We start from the raw sequence: 19,684 nt of genomic DNA on the forward strand, positions 1-19,684 counted from the left end.
TCGTGCGATGACGCCTGTGAGGCGTGGCGCACATGGGGAGGGGCACCTGACCATCGGAGCGGAGTTCGACGGCATCCTCGCCGCGGCGCGCGCGGGCGCGCCGTGGGCCTTCGAGCGCCTGTACGCCGATCTCGCGCCGGTCGTCGGCGGCTACGCGCGCCTGCAGGGATCGCAGGAACCCGAGGACATCACCAGCGAGGTGTTCCTGGGCGTCTTCGCCGGCCTGTCCTCGTTCACCGGCTCTGAGCAGCAGTTCCGGTCCTGGATCTTCACGATCGCGTACCGGCGGGTGACCGACGAGCGCCGCCGGCGGTCCCGGCGCCCGGTGACCATGGACGCCGACCTGGAGATCGTCGAGCTGCTGGGCGGTGACGCCGAGCAGGACGCGCTCGACCTGCTCGGCGAGCGCCGCGTCCACGAGCTGTGCGCAGGCCTGTCGGACGACCAGCGCGAGGTGATCCTGCTGCGCGTCATCGGTGACCTGGCGGTCGAGGACGTGGCCCACATCGTGGGCAAGACCGCCGGAGCGGTCAAGGCGCTGCAGCGCCGGGGACTGAACGCGTTGCGGCGACAACTCGACCGGGTAGGCGTATCCAGATGAGCGGCGCCGGCGATGGCAGGACTGACATGACCCAGACAACAGTGCCTGACGACGCAACGGCTGAGGCGATCCTGCGCGGTGTGCTGCCGCCGGGCGGCCACGATCCGCAGGGCCTTGCGGCACTGGCGGACGCGGTCGAAGCCATTCGAAGGAGCGCAGATGAGGCCGTTCCCCCCACGGCTGAGCTCCGTCGCCGGATCGCTCTCGGCGACTTCGCCGGCATCACGCCGGCACCGCCGGCCCACGGTCACACCGTCCGGGCCCGATTCCGCAGGCGGGTGGCGGCGATGAGCATGCGGACCCGCGCGATCGCCGTCCTGGCGACGATCTTCACCGGATTCACCGGCGTGGCCGCTGCCGGCGCCCTTCCCGACGCCGCGCAGCAGCGCGTCGAGTCGGTCGTCGAGGCGGTGACCCCCATCACCTTCGACGCGCCCGACGAGGCCAACGACTTCGGGCAGGACGTCGCCGAGGACGCCCAGGACGGCGGCGTCGACGGCCAGGAGGTCAGCGAGGACGCCCAGGAGCTGGGCAACCGGCCCGACGACCCGGGCCGCGACCCGGAGCTGCCCCCGCTGCCGACCCCCGTCCCGACGACGCCCGGCGAGCACCGCCCGGACGACCCGGGCCGCCCCGACGACCTTCCGGGCGCGGACCCGACCGCGCCGGAGCAGCAGCCCACCGATCCGGCCGACCCGCCCGTCTCCCCCGACGAGCGGCCGGCCGACCCCGCCGATCCTCCGTCCGGAGCGGAGGATCGGCAGCCCACCGAGCTGCCCCAGCTCGGTGAACAGCGGCCCTGACGTTCTGTCGGCCGCTCTGGGGTGCGTCCGGTGATCCCACCCTCACCGGACGCGCCCCGTTGGGCTCTTCAATAGGCGGACATCCCCAGCACGTCCTGCACGTCGGCCAGCGTCGCCTCCGCGATCGCCGTCGCCCGCTCGGCGCCGTCGCGCAGCAGCGACGACACCAGCCCCGGCTCGGCCGCGAACGCCGCCCGCCGCTCCCGCACCGGCCGCAGCTCCTCGTTCACGACGTCGGTGACCAGCGCCTTCAGCAGCGCCGACCCGCCCCCGCCGACCTGCGCCGCGACCTCCTCCGGCGCCACGCCGAGACACAGCGCGGCGATCTCCACCAGCGACGACACGCCGGGCCGCCCGGCCGGGTCGTAGCTGATGTCGCGACGAGCGTCGGTCACGGACCGCCGGATCAGCCGGGCCGTCTCGTCCGCCGTCGCCTTCAGCGCGATCGCGTTCCCTCGGCTCTTGCTCATCTTCCGCCCGTCGACGCCGAGCAGCCGCGGCGCCGGCGACAGCAGCGCCTGCGGCTCGCCGAAGACCGCGCGCCCGCCGGCGTAGCGCTCGTTGAACCGGCGTGCGACCAGCCGGGTCTGCTCGACGTGCGGCAACTGGTCGTCGCCGACGGGGACCAGGTTGCCGTGGCAGAACAGGATGTCCGCGGCCTGGTGAACCGGGTAGGTCAGCAGCAGCCCGCTGACCGACCCCAGACCGGACGCGGCGGCCTCGTCCTTCACCGTCGGGTTGCGTTGCAGCTCCGCCACCGTCGTCAGTGAGAGGAACGGCAGCAGCAGCTGGTTCAGCGCCGGCACCGAGCTGTGCGCGAACACCGTCGTCGACGACGGGTCGATGCCGGCGGCGAGGTTGTCCAGCACCACCTCGCGCACGTTCGCGGCGATCTCGCCGGGCGACAGCCGGTCGGTGATCACCTGGTAGTCGGCGACGACGAGGAAGGTCTCGACGCCCTGACGCTGCAGCCGGACCCGGTTGAGCAGCGTGCCGAAGTAGTGGCCGAGGTGCAGCGGACCGGTCGGCCGGTCGCCGGTGAGCACCCGGTAGCGGGACGGATCGGCCGCCACCTGGGCCGGATCGGCCAGCAGCGGGGTCTCGAGGGTGAGGGTCATGACGCTCTCCGTTCGGTGGACGGGCCACCGCGAGAGCTGTCACCTGATCGGCCGCCGTCGCGGCGGCCGATGAGCATGCTGAGCAGGGCCGCCTACGAGGGCAGCCACCACACCAGCACGAGGGACTTCACCCCTCCACCCTACCGCGCCGGCGTCAGCCGATCGGCGCGCAGTTCACCCCGAGCTGCGTCATCCCGCTGACGAAGCCGGCGGTCAGCTCGGCGGCCTGCGCGAGCTGCTCCGGGGTCGGCTCGGCGGAGCCGTCGGTCAGCGCCGTCCACGCCTGTCCGGCCTGGTCCCCGACGGCGACGACGGCGCCGGCCTGCGCCTGCTCGGCCTCGTCGGCCGGCAGCGGCACGTCATGCACGGACGCGACCAGCGCGGCCGTCCCTGCCTGAACGGCGCCGAGGTTGGCGGCGTCCAGCCGGACCTCCGGACCTTGCGCCATGATCGGCTGCTCCGCCGCCACCGTCGTGCACGCGTCGGTGACGCCGGCGGCCCAGTCGGCGAGCGTCCCGGACGGACGGGGATCCTGGTCGGCCGCGGAGTCCGAGGAGCCGCCGCTGGACGCGACCAGCACGACGCCGGCGACGGCGGCGACCAGCATGAACGCCGCGGCCACCGCGAGGGTGAGCTTGGTGCGACGCGGGGGCGGACGGTGGGCAACGGCCGAGGGGACGTCCTCGAGCAGTTTCACGACTCACACCTTTCGAGCCTGACCTGGTTCCGAGCGGTTGTCGTGCCGGAACCCTCGCCCCCCGTGGACCGGCGCCACTCTAGGCCATGGCGCGGGTCCGGTACGCCACATACCCCGATCCGCGCGTGGCATCCGGCCGGCCGACCGCGAACAGCCTGCGGCTAAACCACCACGCCGGATTCGGCTCGCCTCCACACCTGCGCGGGTTTCGGGAACTAACCTCCGGGGTGTGAGGCATCCGGTTCCCCAGCTCCCGCGCCCGTGAGCGCGATGCGCAGCGACGCCGTCGCCGGCCCGGCTCCGACCCGTGCGGAGCTGGTCGCGGACGCCGTCGAGCGGTGGAGCGGCGAGCTCGCCGCACTCGGCGGGCGCGACCCGCTGCTGTCCTACCGCGATCTCAAGGTGGGGACGCTCGATCTCGCGGCCGCCGAGCCCGAGGCGCGCAAGCAGCTGCTCGAGGGCGAGCCGGTCCTGGTCTCCAAGCTGTTCCCGTACGAGCCGCTGCGCACGTCGGCGCTGCGCTCGGTGCGGGCCATCCGCGACAAGTCCCGCGAGCTGGCCGAGGAGCGGGGGCTCGCCGTCTGCCACCTGGCCGTCGGCATCGCGACCTGGGCGAACCCGTTCGCCGCGCGCCGGCCGACGGCGCCGGTCATGCTCCGGCCGGCGGTCGTCGAGGCGCGCGACCCGGCTGAGACCGACTTCACGATCACGATCGCCGACGACCCGTTCGTCAACCCGGTGCTGCTGTGGGCGCTGGACACCCAGCTCGGCCTGCGGTTCGCGACCGACGACCTGCGCGACCCGGCCGGCCGGCTGCGGTACGCGACGGTGGTCGAGCGGCTGCGGGAGTTCGCCCCGCCGCACGTCGTCGACGGATTCGCGATCGCGCACCGGGCGGTGCTCGCCACGTTCACCACGGTCCCGCTGGCGCTGAGTCGCGACCTCGCCGCGCTCGGCGTGGACCTGCAGGGGCACGACGTCGTCGCCGCGCTGGCCGGCGATCCGGGCGCGCTGGCGGCCGTGGCGCGGTCCGGCAGCCCGGCCGAGCTGCGCTATCGCGTCCTCGACACCGACGGCGAGCAGGACGACGTCGTCGCCGCGGCCGTCGGCGACGGCCACCTGCGGGTCTCCGCCGCGCCCGGCACCGGCCGCACGCAGACCGTCGCCGCGCTGGTCGCCGAGCTGGTCGGACGGGGTCAGCGGGTGCTCGTGGTGGGCGAGAAGCGCGCCGTCCTCGACGACCTCGTGACGCGGCTGGACTCCGTCGGCCTGCGCGACGTCGTCCTCGACGCGGGGCGCACGCCCGCCGTCGCCGCCGTCCAGCAGATCGCCGGGACCGCCCGCCGGCTGCGGCAGGCCCGGCCCGGCGAGTTCGAGCACATCACGCCCGGCACCGCGGCCGCACTGGCGGCCGAGCTGGACGCCTACCGCGACGCGATCCACGCGATCCGACAGCCGTGGGGTTCGACGGCGCACGAGGCGATGGTGCTGGTCGCGACCGCGCAGGAGTTCGCCCGGACGCCCGCGCGGGTCGACCCGGACGTGCTCGCCCGGGCCGGCAGCACGGCGCACGTCCGGCTGCAGCTGCGCGACTTCGCCAACATCGAGGGCCTGACGCTGACGGAGTCGGGCTCGCCGTGGTTCGGCTCCGACGTCCCCGACATCCGGGCCGCCGACGCGCTCCTCGGCACCGTCACCGAGCTGCGCGAAAGGGCGCTGCCCCGGCTGAAGAACGCCGCCACCCGGGCCGCCGTCGAGGTCGGCCTCGCCGGGCCGAACACCGTCGCCGAGTGCCTGGAGACGGTCGACCTGCTGGCGTCGGTCGGGCGCACCGTCGAGACGCTCGGCGCGCAGATCTGGGACGAGCCGCTCGGCGAGCTGGCGGTCGCGACCGGCGACCGCGCCTACCGGTCCGCGCACGGCGCCGGTGCCGGCTTCCTCGCCCGTCGCAAGCTGCGCAAACGGCTCGCCGACCTGACCGGCAAGGCCGGCCGGCCGGACCGTTCGCGTCAGCACGAGGGCCTGATCGCCGCGGAGCGGCAGCTGACCATCTGGCGGGAGCGGTCCCGTGACGGCAAGCCGCCGCGCACCGGCCCGCACCTGGCCAACGCCGTCGACGCCGCGAAGGGCGTCCGGCACGCGCTGGCCACGCTGGCCGACGGCAACCCGCGCACCGCGGACCTGGAGGACCTGTCCTTCGCCGACGTCGCGAAGCGGCTGGACGAGCTGATCGCCGACAGCGGGCACCTGCGGGCGCTGCCGCGGCTGTACGAGCTGCAGGCCGAGCTGTCCGCGGCCGGGCTGGACGACCTCATCGCCGAGCTGCGCCGTCGCGGCATCGGCGCCGACCAGGTCGAGGCGGTCTTCGACTACGCGTGGTACTCGTCGCTGCTGGACCTGTGGCGCTCCACCGATCCCGCGCTCGGCCGGTTCGACCGGTACGCGCACGAACGGCGGCTGGAGGAGTTCCGCGCCGCCGACATGGTCGAGGTGCGGGCGGCCGCCGGCCGGGTGCTGGAGGCCCGGCGGGCCCGGTTCGCCGACATCGCCGAGCAGCACGAGGGCCAGACAGCGGTGCTGACGGAGTCGCCGGAGAGCGCGCTGCCGGCGTCGCCGCGGGCGCTCGTCGAGGAGGCGCCTGAGCTGGCGCTGGCGGCGGTGCCGTGCTGGGTGGCGTCGCCGCTCACCGTCGCCGAACTGCTGCCGCCGCGGCCGCTGTTCGACGTGGTCGTGGTCGAGGACGCCGGGCGGCTCGCCGTCGCCGAGGCGATCGCCGCCGTGGCCCGCGGCGCACGCGTCGTCCTCGTCGGCGACGACGACGTCGCGCGGCCGCCGTTCACGACCGCCGTCGAGCCCGCGCCGGACCCCGACTCGCAGGAAGGTCCGTGGGCGCAGGACCCGCCGCCCTCCGTCGTCGACCTGCTGCGAGGTGCGCTGCCGGAGCGGCAGCTCACCGGGCAGCACCGGGTCCGCGACGACCGTCTCGTCGGGTTCGCCGCCCGCACGACGCACGCCGGCCGGCTCACCACCGTCCCCGGCGTGGGCGGCGCCGACCGCGTCACCATGCAGATCGTCGACTCCGACCCGATCGCCGACGACCCCGTCGACAGCTCGTCCGACGAGGTCAACCGCGTCGTCGAGCTGGTCCTCGACCACGTCCGCACCCGCCCGCACGAGAGCCTCGGCGTCGTGACCCTCGGCCCGCGGCACGCCGAGCGGCTGGACGTCGCGCTGCGGCACGCGCTCATCCGAGCCCCCGAGGTCGCCCCTCACCTGCGCGGCGACCGCGTCGAGCCCTTCTTCATCAAGGACGTCGAGCGGGTCTCCGGCGACGTGCGCGACGCGATCATCCTCACGCTCGGCTACGGCCGGTCGGTCGACGGACGCATCCTCTACCGGTTCGGCGCGTTGGGCCGGCCGGGCGGCGAGCGGCGGCTCAGCGCGGCGACGCTGTGCTCGCGCGAGCGGCTCACCGTCGTCGCCACCTTCGGCGCCGACGACCTCAGCCCGCGGCGGCTGACGACGCCGGGCGCGCAGGCGCTCGGGCAGTTCCTGGCGTACGTGCAGCAGGGTCCGCAGCCGGACTGGGTCGAGGGCCCGACGCCGGCGCCCGGCCGCTCCGGCGTCCTGGCCGAGACCGTCGCCGAGCGGCTGCAGGAGGCCGGCGTCGCTGCGGAGATCGTGCTCGGCCACGGCGGGCCCGGCGGTGTCGCCGTCGCCGTCCGGCACCCGACGCGGCGGTCGCGGTTCGTGCTGGCGATCGAGACCGACGGTGAGACGTACGCGGCGCGGCGCAACGCGCGCGAGCGGGAGCGGCTGCGGCAGGAGCAGTTGACGCGGCTGGGCTGGGCGGTACATCGCATCTGGTCGGCGGCGTGGGCGGCCGATCCGGACGCGGAGACCGAGCGGTTGCTCGCGGCGTACGAGCAGGCGGTCAAGGATGCCGACGCCTACGACTGGGCGGTCGCGGCGGCCGAGGCGGACATCGTGGCCGGCATGCCGGAGGACGAGCCGCTGCCGGCGCAGGGCAGCGGCGCGGCCGCGTCGCCGCGGCCGTCGGTTGGTCAGCGCCCGCCGGTCGGCCGCCGGACGGTCGACAGCCGGGCATCGGCTGGTGGCGGAGAGGCGGACACCAACGGCGCGGGCGCGGGCGCGCGGGGTGCGGCCGCGGCGTCCGGCGCGGGCGGACGTGGTTCCGGTTCGGCCGGAGCGACGACTGACTCGGCCGGACCCGCGTCCGGCTCGGCCGACGGAACGTCGACCTCGCAAGCCCCGGCATCCGGCTCGGCTGGTTCCGGCGGGTCCGCGGCCGGCTCGAGCGGCCCTGCGGCTGGTTCGGCCGGCGGATCGTCGGCCTCCCAGGACTCGGCGTCCGGCTCGGCTGGTTCGGGCGGGTCCGTGGCCGGTTCGAGCGGCCCCGTGGTTGGTTCGGCCGGCGGATCGTCGACGTCGCAAGGCCCGGCGTCCGGCTCGGCTGGTTCCGGCAGGTCCACGGCAGCTTCGGCCGGCACTGCGGCCGGTTCGGCCGGCGCGGCGGCATCCAGCTCGCCTGGTTCGGGCGGCGGATCGTCGGCCTCACAGGACCCGGCGTCCGGCGCGGCCAGTGGGTCGTCCGCGGTATCGGGTTCGGGCTCGGCCGGATCCGCTGCCGATGGTGCGTCCGCTGGGTCCGGTTCGGCGGGATCCGGCACAGGTGCGTCCGCCGCAGGACCATCCACGGCCTCCGATTCGGCCGCGTCCGCTGCCGGCGGATCGTCCACCGCGTCCGGCCAGGCTTCGGTCTCCGGCTCATCCGGCTCCGGCGCTTCGAGTGGGTCGCCGTCGACCGGCGGCTCTGCGGCGGGTTCGCCGGGAACCGCCGCTTCCGGCGCCGCCGATTCCACGTCCGGCCCGGCCTCGGGCGGACCAACCGCCATCGACGCAGCCGAAGCGGAGCCCGAGCCGGTGCGCCAGGGCAACCGTCCGCTGATCGTCAGCGGCCGCCCGGTCAGCGACTACACGGGCCGCGAACTGGCCGCCCTCGCCCGCTGGACCGAGTCCGACGGCATCGCCCGCCGCGTGGACGACGTGGTGGGGCTGCTCGCCACCGACCTTTCCCTCGACCTCGACGACGCCCGCACCGCCGACGTCCTGCGTCACGCCGTCCGGGTCGCCCGCGCCGGTTCGCCGGCCACCTGAGCCGCTCGACGACACCCGACGCCGAGCCTCGGCGCGCCGCCCCGCGCCGAGGCAAGCCACGGGCGCCCACGCCCCTGCCGGTGGATCCGGGAAATCCATCGCCCGCCGCACAGGTGGGTGTTCTACGCTGGTGATCTTCCAGCAGTGAGCAAGTTCAGGGGGAGCAGAGAGCCGTGCGCGTCGCCGAGATCATGACCAGTGCCACCATCACCGACTCGACCAGCGGGACGCTGCGCAGCGCAGCTGAGCAGATGTGGAAGCAGCAGACCGGGTCGGTGGTCATCGTCGAAGGCGACGCGATCGTGGGCATCGTCACCGAGCGCGACGTCATGCGGGCGGTCGGCCGCGGCGCCGATCCGGACCAGGCACCGATCGCCGAGGTCATGACCCGCGACGTCATCACCGTCGAGCCGGACACACACGTGCGCGACGCGGCGCGGCTGATGGCGCAGCACTGGATCCGGCACCTGCCGATCGTGGAGAATGGAAAGCTGGCCGGGATCCTCAGCCAGCGAGACGTCATCGGCGTGTTCGCGGCGCTCTGGTACCAGACCGGTGTGCCGGAGATCGACGTCGACAACCTGGTCCGGCAGCGCCGTCTCGCCCGCGTCGAGGCCGGCGACCTGGACTGAGCGCCTGATCGAGCGGCCGGCAGCGCGGCCGGCCGGGCGATCTCCAGCAACGGGGAGGAACCAGTCATGAGCAGCGCATCCGGGTGGGAGGACGACCTCGAGGTCCTGCCCGACACCACGACCGACGAACGCCCCACCGGTTGGGGCGACGACGACGCCACCAATGACGCGCGGCTGCTCGAGGAGCGCCCGCCGCACTGGTGACCGCCGCGGCGAGGGGGCGCCGCCCGCACTGGTGACCGCCGCGAAGGGGCGCCGCCCGCACCGCGGACGACGCCCCTGACGTGCGCGAAGGCTCAGACGCGGTCGCGCAGCGAGTCGCGGATCTCGCGGAGCAGCAGGATCTCCTCCGGCGGCACGGACTCCTCCTCGGACTCGGGCTCCTTCGCCCGCATCTCCCGCATCTTGTTGATCGGCACGACGATGAAGAAGTAGACGGCCGCTGCGACGCAGAGGAAGTTGAAGACCGCGGCGAGGATCAGGCCGATCGAGAACTCGCCCTCGTTGATGGTGAAGTTGCCGACGGCCGCGAGGTTCGGCTCACCGAAGATGGCCGCGATCAGCGGGTTGATGAAGCCTTCGACGATCGCGTTCACGATGGCGGTGAACGCCGCGCCGATCACGACCGCGACCGCGAGGTCGACGACGTTCCCCCTGCTGACGAAGTCCCTGAAGCCCTTGACCATCCGCTGTCCCTTCTCTCCCGTGTACGGACGCCTGGCCCGGGACACCTTAGCCGCTGAACCGTCGTGATCAGGGGAAATCACGACACACCGACGGTAAACGACAGGCGTGAGGTGACGGCGGCAGCGGCCAGCCCGGCGGCCTGATCGGGCGTCGCCGCGACGAGCACCAGCGCGCCCTCGGCGAGCATCGCCTCGCCGGCGGACGGCACCGCCAGCACCGGCACACCCGCCGCGACGACGTCAGTACCCCCGGCGCCGTCGACCGAGGTCGCGAGCAGGTCGATGCGGTCGCCGGGACGCAGCAACCCGACAGCGCCGGCGTCGGCCACCCGTACCGGCGCCGCGACGACATCCGTACCCCACCCGGCCAGCAGGCCGGGCCCGAGTAATCGCCGGTCGGTGATCGGCTCGCCGGCTCGCACCGGCGCCGCCAGCAGCGCACCTAGAGCCTGAGACCGCTCCACCACCCCGTCCGGCACGGCGCCGGGCGGGAACGCGGCCATCGTCACCTGGTCGTCGGCGAGGACGACGCCGCCGGGCAGGTCGCGGGCCGCGACGACCACGTCGACCGTGCGGGGCGGCGCCGGCGACGCGGCCTGGATCGCGAACGCGACGGCAGCAGCGGCCAGCCCGGCGGCGAGCAGCCGACGATGCCAGCCGGCCGTGCGGAGCAGGCGCTGAAGGGCGGAGCGGAGGTCGTCCATGCCGACGACGCTAGGTGCTCCGGAACCCGCCGAACCGGTTGTCCACAGGGCCGATTCGGGCCGGCCCCGGCTGTGGACAGACCGGACTGTGGACAGATCAGGCGGCGGGGGAGGACGCCTTCGTGCTGGAGGAGTCCTTCGAGGTCTTCGACGCCGAGTCGCCGCTGCTCTTGCCCGAGTCGCTCGACGACGAGGAGGACGACGACGAGCCGTTGCCGTTGCTCGCCGGCGTGCTGGACGTCGTGGTGGAGCGGCTGTCGTTGCGGTAGAAGCCCGAGCCCTTGAACACGACGCCGACCGCGGAGAACACCTTGCGCAGGCGGCCGCCGCACGCGGGGCACTCGGTCAGGGCGTCGTCGCTGAACTTCTGCACTGCCTCCAAGGGCTCGCCGCAGTCAGTGCAGACGTACTGGTAGGTGGGCACGCGTGGATCCTCCCGGGTCGCCGTCGGAGGTCGACGGCTCTTAGCACTCTCAACCCTCGACTGCCAAGAATAATGCCCGGTCCGGTACGACATTGTCCACGCGGGCACGCGGCCGCCGCTCCGGCCGGCGCCGACGGCGCCGGCAGCGCAGCGTCACGTCTGCACGGCGACGACGACCCCGAACGCGGCGACCGCCCACAGCACGCTGGCCAGCGTCCCGATGATGAACCGCTCCGCGGCGGCCGGCCGGCGCAGCTCCGGATACCGGCCGAGCCCCTTCACACCGAGGACGAGCGCGAGCCCTTCCGGCCAGCCGGCCAATAGCGTGACGGCGACGGCGATCCGCTCCAGCGCCCCGATCGACGTGCCGCCGCGCAGCGTCCGCGGATCGGACACGGCCTCCGACGCGTCGCCGGTCGTGTCGTCGTCGCTGGTGACGCCGGTGCCGCGGTCGGCGACCCGCAGTAGCGCCGTCGCGACCAGGCTGCCGCCGGTCACCGCGGCGACGACCGCCGCCGCCCGCGCGACGTTCAGGAGTCCCTCGCCGGCCGGCGAGCCGCGTAGACCGAACAACGTCGCCGTCCCCGCCAGCACGACCGGAACGGCGGCCGCTGCCAGCCACACGGCGGTCGACGCCCCCGGCCGGCGGTGTTCGACGGCGTACCAGGCGACGGCTCCGGCCACGCCCGCGACGGCGAGCAGGACGACCGCGGCGACGGTCATGCGGCCTCCAGGAGTAGGACGGGTCGAGCGATCTGCCGCTGGCGCGCAGCAGTGTGCCAGGCGACGCCCGCCAGGGCGAGCCGTGCGCTCGCGACGACCGTCATGCGGCCTCCTGGGATGCCCGCATCCCGGTGGGCCGAGGGTTCTGCTGTCAGGACCCGGCTGAGTGCCGGGCCCGCGGCGGCGACCACGACGACGCGACGACGGTCATGCCGCCTCCTGTGGCCACCGAGCCACGACCCGGCCGTGCGTCCTGCCGCCAGAGCCCCGACTAGGGTGAGCAGGACGACCGCGGCGACGGTCACACGGCCTCCCGGAGCAGCCGAGCCACGACCGGCCGGGCGTCGCGTTCCTGCTGCCAGAGCGCGACCGTCAGCCGCTGGCCGACGGCCTGGCGGCTGACGCCCAGGATGTCGGCGGCCTCGGCGAACGTGTGGCCGGCCTCGACGAGGTCGATGGCGGCCCAGCCAGCCGGGCTGCGCCGCGCGACAACGGCGGCGATCAGGGTCAGGACGGCGTCGGCCTCGGCGGCCCGCTCGGCGTCGGACCCGGCGACGGCGACGTGCTGCGGCCGCTGCTTGGCCGCGTCCAGTGCCTCCCGGGCGTGCACGAACGCCGGTCCGCGCGCCGACCGCGTGCTGGCCGGCAGCGGCTCCTCGACCGGACCGGCGCCGATGCCCACGCTCCACGCGTCGACGCGCAGCAGCAGCCGGGCCGCGTCGACGGCGGCGTCGGGCTCGGCCAGCACGCCCTGGAACTCGTCGCCGGCGGTGCGCTCGAACGGCAGCAGCGGCTCGTGGACCAGCTGCTTCAGCGTGGACAGGGCGTCCTCGACCAGGTCGCGGCTGCGGCGGCTGCCGCGCTGGTCGACGGTCAGGACGAACGGCATGGCGCAAGGCTACGCCCTGGCGCCGCCTGCAAGCAAGCCTGCAAGCTTGCCTGCCAGTACGAAAGCCACCAGGCTTGCCTGCCGCGACAAGGATCGGGCGTCCGGACCGAACGGGACGACGGCAGGCAGACTGCCCTGATCGGTCGCCTAGTCTGTCCCGGTGACTCGTCGCCGCATCGCCGCCGGACTCGCCGTCCTGGCCGGCCTGGTCGTGCTGGCGCTCGTCGTGACCGCCTCCGTCGGTGTCTGGTCGGTGCGCCGCGCCTACCCCGACTACGACGGCACGGCCGAGATCCCGCGGCTGTCGGCGGAGGTCGAGGTCATCCGCGACGAGAACGGCATCCCGCACATCTACGCGGACACGCCGGAGGACCTGTTCCGGGCGCAGGCGTACGTGCACTCGCAGGACCGGTTCTGGCAGATGGACTTCCGCCGGCACGTCACGTCCGGCCGGCTGGCGGAGCTGTTCGGCGAGGACCAGGTCGACACCGACGCGTTCATCCGGACGCTCGGCTGGACCGATGTCGCCCGCGCCGAGCTGCCGCTGCTCAGCCCCGAGAGCCGCCGCTACTTCGACGCCTACGCCGACGGCGTCAACGCCTGGCTCGACCAGACCGACGGCGGCGACCGCGGCCTCGCCTACACGCTGCTGGGACTGACCGGCGGCGACGACGCACCCAGCCGCTGGACCCCGGTCGACTCGCTGAGCTGGCTCAAGGCGATGGCGTGGGACCTGCGCGGCAACATGCAGGACGAGATCAGCCGGTCGCTGCTCGCGGCGAGCGGGCTGCCGATCGACCGCGTCGAGCAGCTCTGGCCGGACCCGCCGGAGGCGCTCACGCCGCCGATCGTCCCCGACGAGTACGTGTCGCCGCTGCTGCCCGAGGCGTTGACCGGCCCCGACGGCGCGCCCGTTCCGCTGGCCCCGGCGGCCGCCGACGCCATCGAGCGGGCCGCCGACGGCCTCGACGCCGCGCCGGTCACGTTCGGCGACGGTGACGGTGTCGGCTCGAACTCGTGGGTGGTCGGCGGCGATCTGACGGAGTCCGGCGCGCCGTTGCTGGCCAACGACCCGCACCTGGCGCCGTCGATGCCGTCGATCTGGTACCAGGTCGGCCTGCACTGCCGCGACGTCGGCCCGGCCTGCCCGTTCGACGTCGTCGGCTACTCGTTCGCCGGGCTGCCGGGCGTGATCATCGGCCACAACCAGGACGTCGCGTGGGGGTTCACGAACCTCGGGCCGGACGTCACCGACCTGTATCTGGAGCAGGTCCGCGGCGACACCTACCGCGTCGGCGACGAGTGGGTGCCGATGGACGTCCACGAGGAGACCATCCAGGTGGCCGGCGGCGACGACGTCACCGTCACCGTGCGCCGCACGCGACACGGTCCGCTGCTGTCCGACCGCGACGACGACATCGAGGACGTCGGCGACGCCGCCCAGGTGGAGAGTGACGACGCGGACGGCTACGAGGTCGCGCTGCGCTGGACGGCGCTCGACCCGGGCCGCACGGCGGACGCGATCTTCGCGCTGAACCGGGCCACCGACTGGGAGTCGTTCCGCTCCGCCGCCGCGCTGTTCGACGTGCCGTCGCAGAACCTCGTCTACGCCGACACCGAGGGCAACATCGGCTACCAGGCGCCCGGCCGGGTTCCCGTCCGCACCAGCTACGACGGGCGCTGGCCGGTGCCCGGCTGGACCGGCGAGTACGAGTGGGCCGGATACATCCCGTTCGCCAGCATGCCCAGCGTCCTCAACCCGGAGCAGGGCTACGTCGTCACCGCCAACCAGCCGGTCACCAGCGACCGCTACCCGTTCCTGCTCACCGGCGACTTCGACCCCGGTCACCGGGCCGGCCGGATCAACGAGCTGATCGACGCGGCGGTCGAGGACGACGAGCGGTTCGACGTCGCGGACATGGCCGCGATCCAGGCCGACGCGCACAGCGACGCCGCCGACATCCTGGTGCCGTTCCTGCTGGAGCTGGAGGCGCCGGACGGCTACTACGGCGACGGCCTGCGGCTGCTGCGCGACTGGGACCGGTCGATGACGGCGGACTCCGCCGCGGCCGCGTACTTCAACGCCGTCTGGCGCAACCTGCTCGAGCTCACCTTCCACGACGACCTGCCCGAGGACGAGTGGCCCGACGGCGGCGGCCGCTGGTTCGAGGTCATGCGCGACCTGCTGGAGACGCCGGGCGACCCGTTCTGGGACGACGTCGACAGCGAGAACGTCACCGAGAACCGCGACGTCATCCTGGTCGAGGCGGTCCGCGACGCCCGCAACGAGATGACGGTCGAGCAGGGCAAGGACGCCTCGACGTGGGAGTGGGGCCGGCTGCACACGCTGGAGCTGACAGAGCAGACCTTCGGCACGTCGGACATCGGGCTGGTCGAGTGGATGTTCAACCGCGGCCCGGTCGAGGTCGGTGGCGGCGGGTCGATCGTGCTGGCCAACGCGTGGGACGCCGCCGAGGGCTACGAGACGATCTGGTCGCCGTCGATGCGGATGATCGTCGACCTCGACGACCTCGACGCGTCGCGCTGGATCGACCTCACCGGCGTCAGCGGCCACCCATTCCACGACCACTACTGGGACCAGACCGAGCTCTGGCGCGACGGCGAGACGCTGCCGATGCGCTGGGACGAGGAGTCCGTCCGCGCGGCCGGCGAGCACACGTTCACGTTCCAGCCGCCGGAGCCGTCCGAGTCCCCATGATCATCAACCTTCTGTGCTGTCAGGACGACACAGAAGGTTGATGATCATGAGGACGCGGGGCGCAGCAGGTGGGCTCCGCTCGGCGTGGCGGCGGCGTCGACGGGGACGTCGTGCGGCTCGCGGGGCACCGGCATGTCCAGCACCTCGCCGTCGTGCAGCAGCACGCAGGCGAACGCCGGCGGCGACACCGCGAGCATCCGGGCCAGCACCCGGTCGTAGGACCCGCCGCCGCGGCCCAGCCGGTGACCGTGCCGGTCCACCGCCAGGCCCGGGACCAGCAGCACCGTCGCCGCCGTCACCGCCGCCGGGCCGAGCCGGTCGCCGTCGGGCTCCAGCAGCCCACGCGCCGCCGGCACCAGATGCTGCGGACCCGTGTAACGAGCCCAGTCCAGGTCGCCGCCGGGCAGCAGCACCGGCAGCAGCACATCGACGCCGTCGTCACTGAGCGCCTCGACGAGCGGGCCGGTGCCGGGCTCGCGGCCGACCGCGACGTACGCCGCGACCGTCGAGGCGGCCGCGACCTCGGGCAGGCCCCGGACGACGTCGCGCAAGCGGCCCGCGGCCGACGCCAGCGCCGTCGCGTCGAGCTCGGCCCGGCGGGCCAGGATCCGGCCCCGCAGCGCCCGCTTCGCCTCGCGCACCGTCGTCGTCACCCCCTCACCGTACGGCCGACCGCACGCCCCCCTTCTGACTCTCCGCCGGTCTTTGTAGGGTGACGCCCATGACTCCAGCGCGAACGGCACAGGACAGCGCGGTGACGAAGGTGGTCATCCCGGTCGCGGGACTCGGCACGAGGTTCCTGCCGGCCACCAAGGCGACGCCGAAGGAGATGCTTCCGGTCGTCGACAAGCCGGCCATCCAGTACGTCGTCGAGGAGGCCGTCGCGGCCGGGCTGTCCGACGTGCTGCTGGTCACCGGGCGCAACAAGGACGCCATCGAGAACCACTTCGACCGCGCGTGGGAGCTGGAGCGCGCCTTGGAACAGAAGGGCGACCAGGAGCGGTTGCGACGGGTCATGAAGTCGCAGATCCTGGGCGACATCCACTACGTCCGTCAGGGCGACCCGCGCGGCCTCGGCCACGCCGTCCTCTGCGGCGCGCTGCACGTCGGCGACGAGCCGTTCGCCGTCATGCTCGGCGACGACCTCATCGACCCGCGCGACCCGCTGCTGCCGCACATGCTCGACGTGCAGCGGCGCCACGGCGGCAGCGTCATCGCGCTCATCGAGGTGCCGCCGGAGCTGGCGCACATGTACGGCTGCGCGTCGGTCGAGCCGGCCGAGAACGACGTCATGCGTGTCACCGACCTGGTCGAGAAGCCCGAGCCCGGCACCGCGCCGAGCAACCTGGCGGTCATCGGCCGGTACGTGCTGAACCCCGCCGTCTTCGGCGTACTGCGCGAGACCGAGCCCGGCCGCGGCGGCGAGATCCAGCTCACCGACGCGCTCAAGACGCTGGCCGGCATGCCCGCCGAGCAGGGCGGCGGCGTGCATGCCGTCGTGTTCCGCGGCCGCCGCTACGACACCGGGGACCGCCTCGACTACCTGCGCACGATCGTCAGCCTCGCCAGCGAGCGCTCCGATCTGGGCCAGGACTTCCGTGCCTTCCTGCGCGAGTTCGTTGCGCAGCTCCCGCCCGAGGTCGAGGATGACTGAGTGAAGCGTGTCGCGGACCATCTCTCGGACATCCTCGCTGCGGTCCGGCCGCTGAGCGAGCTGGACTTCCAGCTGCTCGACGCCCACGGCTGCGTCCTCACCGAGGACGTGATCGCGCCGTGGTCGCTGCCACAGTTCGACAACACCGCGATGGACGGCTACGCGGTCCGGGCCGAGGACGTCGCCGCGGCGACCGCCGACGAGCCGGTCGTGCTGCCCGTCGTCGCCGACATCCCCGCCGGTGACACGCGGGTGAACGCGATCGGCCCCGGGCTGTCCGCGCGGATCATGACCGGCGCACCGGTGCCGTCCGGCGCCGACGCGATCGTGCCGGTCGAGGACACCGACGGCGGCACCGCGCGGGTCCGCATCACGGCGCCGGCCAAGCCCGGCGCGCACATCCGGCGGGCCGGCGGCGACGTCGGCGAGGGCGACGTCGTGCTCGGCGCCGGGACGTATCTCGGCGCGGCGCAGATCGGCCTGCTGGCCGCCGTCGGCCGCGACCGCGTCGTCGTCCGGCCGCGGCCCCGCGTCGTCGTCATCTCCACCGGCAGCGAACTGGTCGAGCCGGGATACCCGCTGACCACCGGGCAGATCTCCGACTCCAACTCGTTCACGCTGACCGCTGCCGCGCGCGAGGCCGGCGCCGTCGCCTACCGCGTCCCTCCGGTCCCCGACGACAAGGACCGGCTGCTCGGGCTGATCGAGGACCAGCTGATCCGCGCCGACATGGTCATCACGACCGGCGGGGTCAGCGCGGGCGCCTACGACATCGTCAAGGAGGTCCTGTCCGGCATCGGCACGGTGAGCTTCGACAGCGTCGCGATGCAGCCGGGCAAGCCGCAGGGCTTCGGCACGATCGGCGACGACCGCACGCCGATCTTCGCGCTCCCCGGCAACCCGGTCAGCGCGTTCGTCTCGTTCGAGGTGTTCGTGCGCCCGGCGATCCGCAAGATGCTCGGCTCGCCGCGGCTGCACCGGCCCAGCGTCAAGGCCGTCCTGCAGGAGCGGCTGCGCTCGCCCGAGGGCCGGCGGCAGTTCGCCCGGGCCCGGGTGCAGACGGCTCAGGACGGGACGCACCAGGTCCGGCCGATCGGGGCGCAGCAGTCGCACCTCATGGGCGACCTCGCCTATGCCAACGCGCTGATCGTCGTCCCCGAGCACGTCACCGAGGTCGCGGCCGGGCAGGTGGTCGACACCGTCATGCTGGAACGGCGGCGCGAGTGAGCTCTGGTTTCACGCATCTGGACGCCGAGGGTGCGGCGCGCATGGTCGACGTCTCCGGCAAGGACGTGACGGTCCGGACGGCGACGGCGTCGGGTCGCGTGCTGGTCTCTTCTGCTGTCGTCGCGGCACTGCGGTCCGGGGACGTGCCGAAGGGCGACGCGCTCTCCGTCGCGCGGCTGGCCGGGATCATGGGCGCGAAGAAGACGCCGGACCTCATCCCGCTGTGCCACCCGCTCGCGCTGCACGGCGTCGACGTCTCGCTGACGGTGCAGGACGACTGCGTGTCGATCGTGGCGACGGTGCGGACGGCCGACCGGACCGGCGTCGAGATGGAGGCGCTGACCGCCGTCGCGACGGCCGCGCTCACCGTCGTCGACATGGTGAAGTCGATCGACAAGGGCGCCGTGATCTCCGACGTCCGGATCGAGGAGAAGACCGGCGGCAAGTCCGGGACCTGGCGGCGACCATGAGAGCGCTGGTCGTGACGGTGTCGACGCGGGCGGCCACAGGGGTGTACGAGGACCGCGGCGGGCCGCTCATCGTCGCCGGCCTGACCGATGTGGGGTTCGAGGTGTCCGGGCCGGTCGTCGTGCCCGACGGCGACGAGGTCGAGGCGGCGCTGCGGTCCGCGGTCGCCGAGGGCTACGACGTCGTCGTCACCACCGGCGGCACCGGCCTCAGCCCGACCGACCACACGCCGGAGCTGACCCGTCGCGTCCTCGACGCCGAGGTGCCGGGCGTGGCCGAGGCCATCCGTGCCTACGGCGTCGCCGCCGGGGTGGCGACGGCCGCGCTCTCCCGCGGCGTGGCCGGACGGGCCGGCCGGACGTTCGTCGTCAACCTGCCCGGCTCGCCCGGCGGCGTGCGCGACGGTCTCGCCGTCCTCACGCCGATCCTCCCGCACGCCGTCGACCAGCTGCGCGGCGGCGACCACGTCCGTCCGGAGGGTGCGTCGTGAGGTCGCGGTCGACGCGACTGGGCTGGCCGGTCGAGCTGCACGAGGGCCCCGTCGGGCTGCGGCCGCTGCACGCCCGAGACCTGCGGGCCTGGTCAGAGGTGCGGCAGCGCAGCGAGTCGTGGCTGCGGCCGTGGGAGGCGACGCCCCCGCCGCCGGCCGACCCGTACACGATGTCGTTCCGGCAGATGGTGCGCTTGCACGCCGCCCAGGGCCGCGCCGACGAGTCGCTGCCGTGGGCCGTCACGTACCACGGACGGCTGTGCGGGCAGCTCAACGTCTCGAACATCATCTGGGGCTCGGCCCGCATGGGCACGGTCGGCTACTGGCTCGACGTCGACCTCGCCGGCCGCGGCATCATGCCCACCGCCGTCGCGCTGGGCGTGGACTACTGCTTCTTCGTCGCCGGGCTGCACCGGCTCGAGGTCAACATCCGGCCGGAGAACCGCGCGTCGCTGCGCGTCGTCGAGAAGCTGGGCTTCCGCGAGGAGGGCCTGCGGCCGAAGCTGCTGCACATCGACGGGGAGTGGCGCGACCACCGATCGTTCGCGCTGACCGCCGAGGACGTCCCCGAGGGACTCCTGCGACGGTGGCGTTCGTCGCGTCTGGCGCCCTGAGCGCTCTTGGTCTTGTGCTGCTGACCTGCGGTTCTGACGGAGAGTGACCGTTTCGAC

The 19,684-nt window shown here is 73.9% G+C and carries 19 protein-coding genes; 11 read left to right on the plus strand and 8 right to left on the minus strand.

The window, feature by feature from the left end:
- Nucleotides 1-16: 16 nt before the first annotated feature.
- On the plus strand, nt 17-601 hold the full coding sequence (locus C1I92_RS10685) for an RNA polymerase sigma factor (RefSeq protein ID WP_158564086.1): 585 nt from the start codon (nt 17-19) through the stop codon (nt 599-601).
- Between the two features lie 287 nt (nt 602-888).
- A complete protein-coding gene (locus C1I92_RS10690) occupies nt 889-1,404 on the plus strand; it encodes a hypothetical protein (protein WP_146605094.1) in 516 nt (171 codons plus the stop codon).
- 68 nt (nt 1,405-1,472) lie between these two features.
- Here the strand turns inward: C1I92_RS10690 and trpS are convergent, their stop codons facing one another.
- Nucleotides 1,473-2,522, minus strand: a complete 1,050-nt coding sequence (gene trpS, locus C1I92_RS10695; RefSeq protein WP_111254650.1) for a tryptophan--tRNA ligase — start codon at nt 2,520-2,522, stop codon at nt 1,473-1,475.
- Between the two features lie 154 nt (nt 2,523-2,676).
- Nucleotides 2,677-3,219: a hypothetical protein gene (locus C1I92_RS10700; protein ID WP_111254651.1), complete on the minus strand. Its 543-nt coding sequence runs from the start codon at nt 3,217-3,219 to the stop codon at nt 2,677-2,679.
- Nucleotides 3,220-3,489: 270 nt separating this feature from the next.
- Here C1I92_RS10700 and C1I92_RS10705 point away from each other — a divergent pair, with 270 nt between their 5' ends.
- The 3 genes from C1I92_RS10705 (at nt 3,490) to C1I92_RS34385 (ending at nt 9,233) form a co-directional block, all read left to right on the plus strand.
- Complete coding sequence (locus tag C1I92_RS10705) at nt 3,490-8,397, plus strand: PDDEXK-like endonuclease domain-containing protein (protein WP_111254652.1); 4,908 nt, start codon at nt 3,490-3,492, stop codon at nt 8,395-8,397.
- Nucleotides 8,398-8,570: 173 nt separating this feature from the next.
- Nucleotides 8,571-9,029, plus strand: a complete 459-nt coding sequence (locus C1I92_RS10710; protein ID WP_111254653.1) for a CBS domain-containing protein — start codon at nt 8,571-8,573, stop codon at nt 9,027-9,029.
- Nucleotides 9,030-9,095: 66 nt separating this feature from the next.
- On the plus strand, nt 9,096-9,233 hold the full coding sequence (locus C1I92_RS34385; protein WP_199521122.1) for a hypothetical protein: 138 nt from the start codon (nt 9,096-9,098) through the stop codon (nt 9,231-9,233).
- A gap of 92 nt (nt 9,234-9,325) precedes the next feature.
- Here C1I92_RS34385 and mscL read toward each other — a convergent pair whose 3' ends face one another.
- The 5 genes from mscL to C1I92_RS10735 all read right to left on the minus strand — a co-directional run bounded on the left by mscL (nt 9,326) and on the right by C1I92_RS10735 (nt 12,455).
- The gene (gene mscL, locus C1I92_RS10715) at nt 9,326-9,715 is read right to left on the minus strand and encodes a large conductance mechanosensitive channel protein MscL (protein WP_111254654.1); all 390 of its coding nucleotides are present in this window, start codon (nt 9,713-9,715) and stop codon (nt 9,326-9,328) included.
- A 77-nt stretch (nt 9,716-9,792) separates the two neighbouring features.
- On the minus strand, nt 9,793-10,419 hold the full coding sequence (cpaB, locus tag C1I92_RS10720) for a Flp pilus assembly protein CpaB (RefSeq protein WP_111254655.1): 627 nt from the start codon (nt 10,417-10,419) through the stop codon (nt 9,793-9,795).
- A 97-nt stretch (nt 10,420-10,516) separates the two neighbouring features.
- Nucleotides 10,517-10,843 (minus strand): FmdB family zinc ribbon protein, encoded by a 327-nt coding sequence (locus C1I92_RS10725; protein ID WP_111254656.1) that lies wholly within the window; start codon nt 10,841-10,843, stop codon nt 10,517-10,519.
- Nucleotides 10,844-10,996: 153 nt separating this feature from the next.
- A complete protein-coding gene (locus tag C1I92_RS10730) occupies nt 10,997-11,566 on the minus strand; it encodes a hypothetical protein (RefSeq protein ID WP_111254657.1) in 570 nt (189 codons plus the stop codon).
- A gap of 301 nt (nt 11,567-11,867) precedes the next feature.
- Complete coding sequence (locus C1I92_RS10735) at nt 11,868-12,455, minus strand: hypothetical protein (RefSeq protein WP_111254658.1); 588 nt, start codon at nt 12,453-12,455, stop codon at nt 11,868-11,870.
- Between the two features lie 160 nt (nt 12,456-12,615).
- Here C1I92_RS10735 and C1I92_RS10740 point away from each other — a divergent pair, with 160 nt between their 5' ends.
- Complete coding sequence (locus C1I92_RS10740) at nt 12,616-15,174, plus strand: penicillin acylase family protein (protein WP_199521124.1); 2,559 nt, start codon at nt 12,616-12,618, stop codon at nt 15,172-15,174.
- A 44-nt stretch (nt 15,175-15,218) separates the two neighbouring features.
- Here C1I92_RS10740 and C1I92_RS10745 read toward each other — a convergent pair whose 3' ends face one another.
- On the minus strand, nt 15,219-15,827 hold the full coding sequence (locus tag C1I92_RS10745) for a 5-formyltetrahydrofolate cyclo-ligase (protein WP_233506907.1): 609 nt from the start codon (nt 15,825-15,827) through the stop codon (nt 15,219-15,221).
- Nucleotides 15,828-15,895: 68 nt separating this feature from the next.
- Between C1I92_RS10745 and galU the strand changes: the two genes are divergently transcribed.
- The 5 genes from galU to C1I92_RS10770 are packed head-to-tail and all read left to right on the plus strand — an operon-like array spanning nt 15,896 to nt 19,627.
- Nucleotides 15,896-16,828 carry a UTP--glucose-1-phosphate uridylyltransferase GalU gene (gene galU / locus C1I92_RS10750; RefSeq protein WP_111254660.1) on the plus strand — a complete coding sequence of 311 codons (933 nt, stop codon included), beginning with the start codon at nt 15,896-15,898 and terminating at the stop codon, nt 16,826-16,828.
- Complete coding sequence (gene glp / locus C1I92_RS10755; RefSeq protein WP_111254661.1) at nt 16,829-18,055, plus strand: molybdotransferase-like divisome protein Glp; 1,227 nt, start codon at nt 16,829-16,831, stop codon at nt 18,053-18,055. It begins immediately after the preceding gene.
- Nucleotides 18,052-18,525: a cyclic pyranopterin monophosphate synthase MoaC gene (gene moaC, locus C1I92_RS10760; RefSeq protein WP_233506909.1), complete on the plus strand. Its 474-nt coding sequence runs from the start codon at nt 18,052-18,054 to the stop codon at nt 18,523-18,525. Before glp ends, moaC begins: the two co-directional genes overlap by 4 nt.
- The gene (locus C1I92_RS10765) at nt 18,522-19,013 is read left to right on the plus strand and encodes a MogA/MoaB family molybdenum cofactor biosynthesis protein (RefSeq protein ID WP_111254663.1); all 492 of its coding nucleotides are present in this window, start codon (nt 18,522-18,524) and stop codon (nt 19,011-19,013) included. The genes moaC and C1I92_RS10765 overlap by 4 nt, the downstream gene beginning before the upstream one ends.
- The gene (locus tag C1I92_RS10770; RefSeq protein ID WP_199521125.1) at nt 19,010-19,627 is read left to right on the plus strand and encodes a GNAT family N-acetyltransferase; all 618 of its coding nucleotides are present in this window, start codon (nt 19,010-19,012) and stop codon (nt 19,625-19,627) included. Before C1I92_RS10765 ends, C1I92_RS10770 begins: the two co-directional genes overlap by 4 nt.
- Nucleotides 19,628-19,684: the final 57 nt, after the last annotated feature.

It is taken from the genome of Jiangella anatolica (assembly GCF_003236295.1).
Classification (GTDB): Bacteria; Actinomycetota; Actinomycetes; order Jiangellales; family Jiangellaceae; genus Jiangella; species Jiangella anatolica.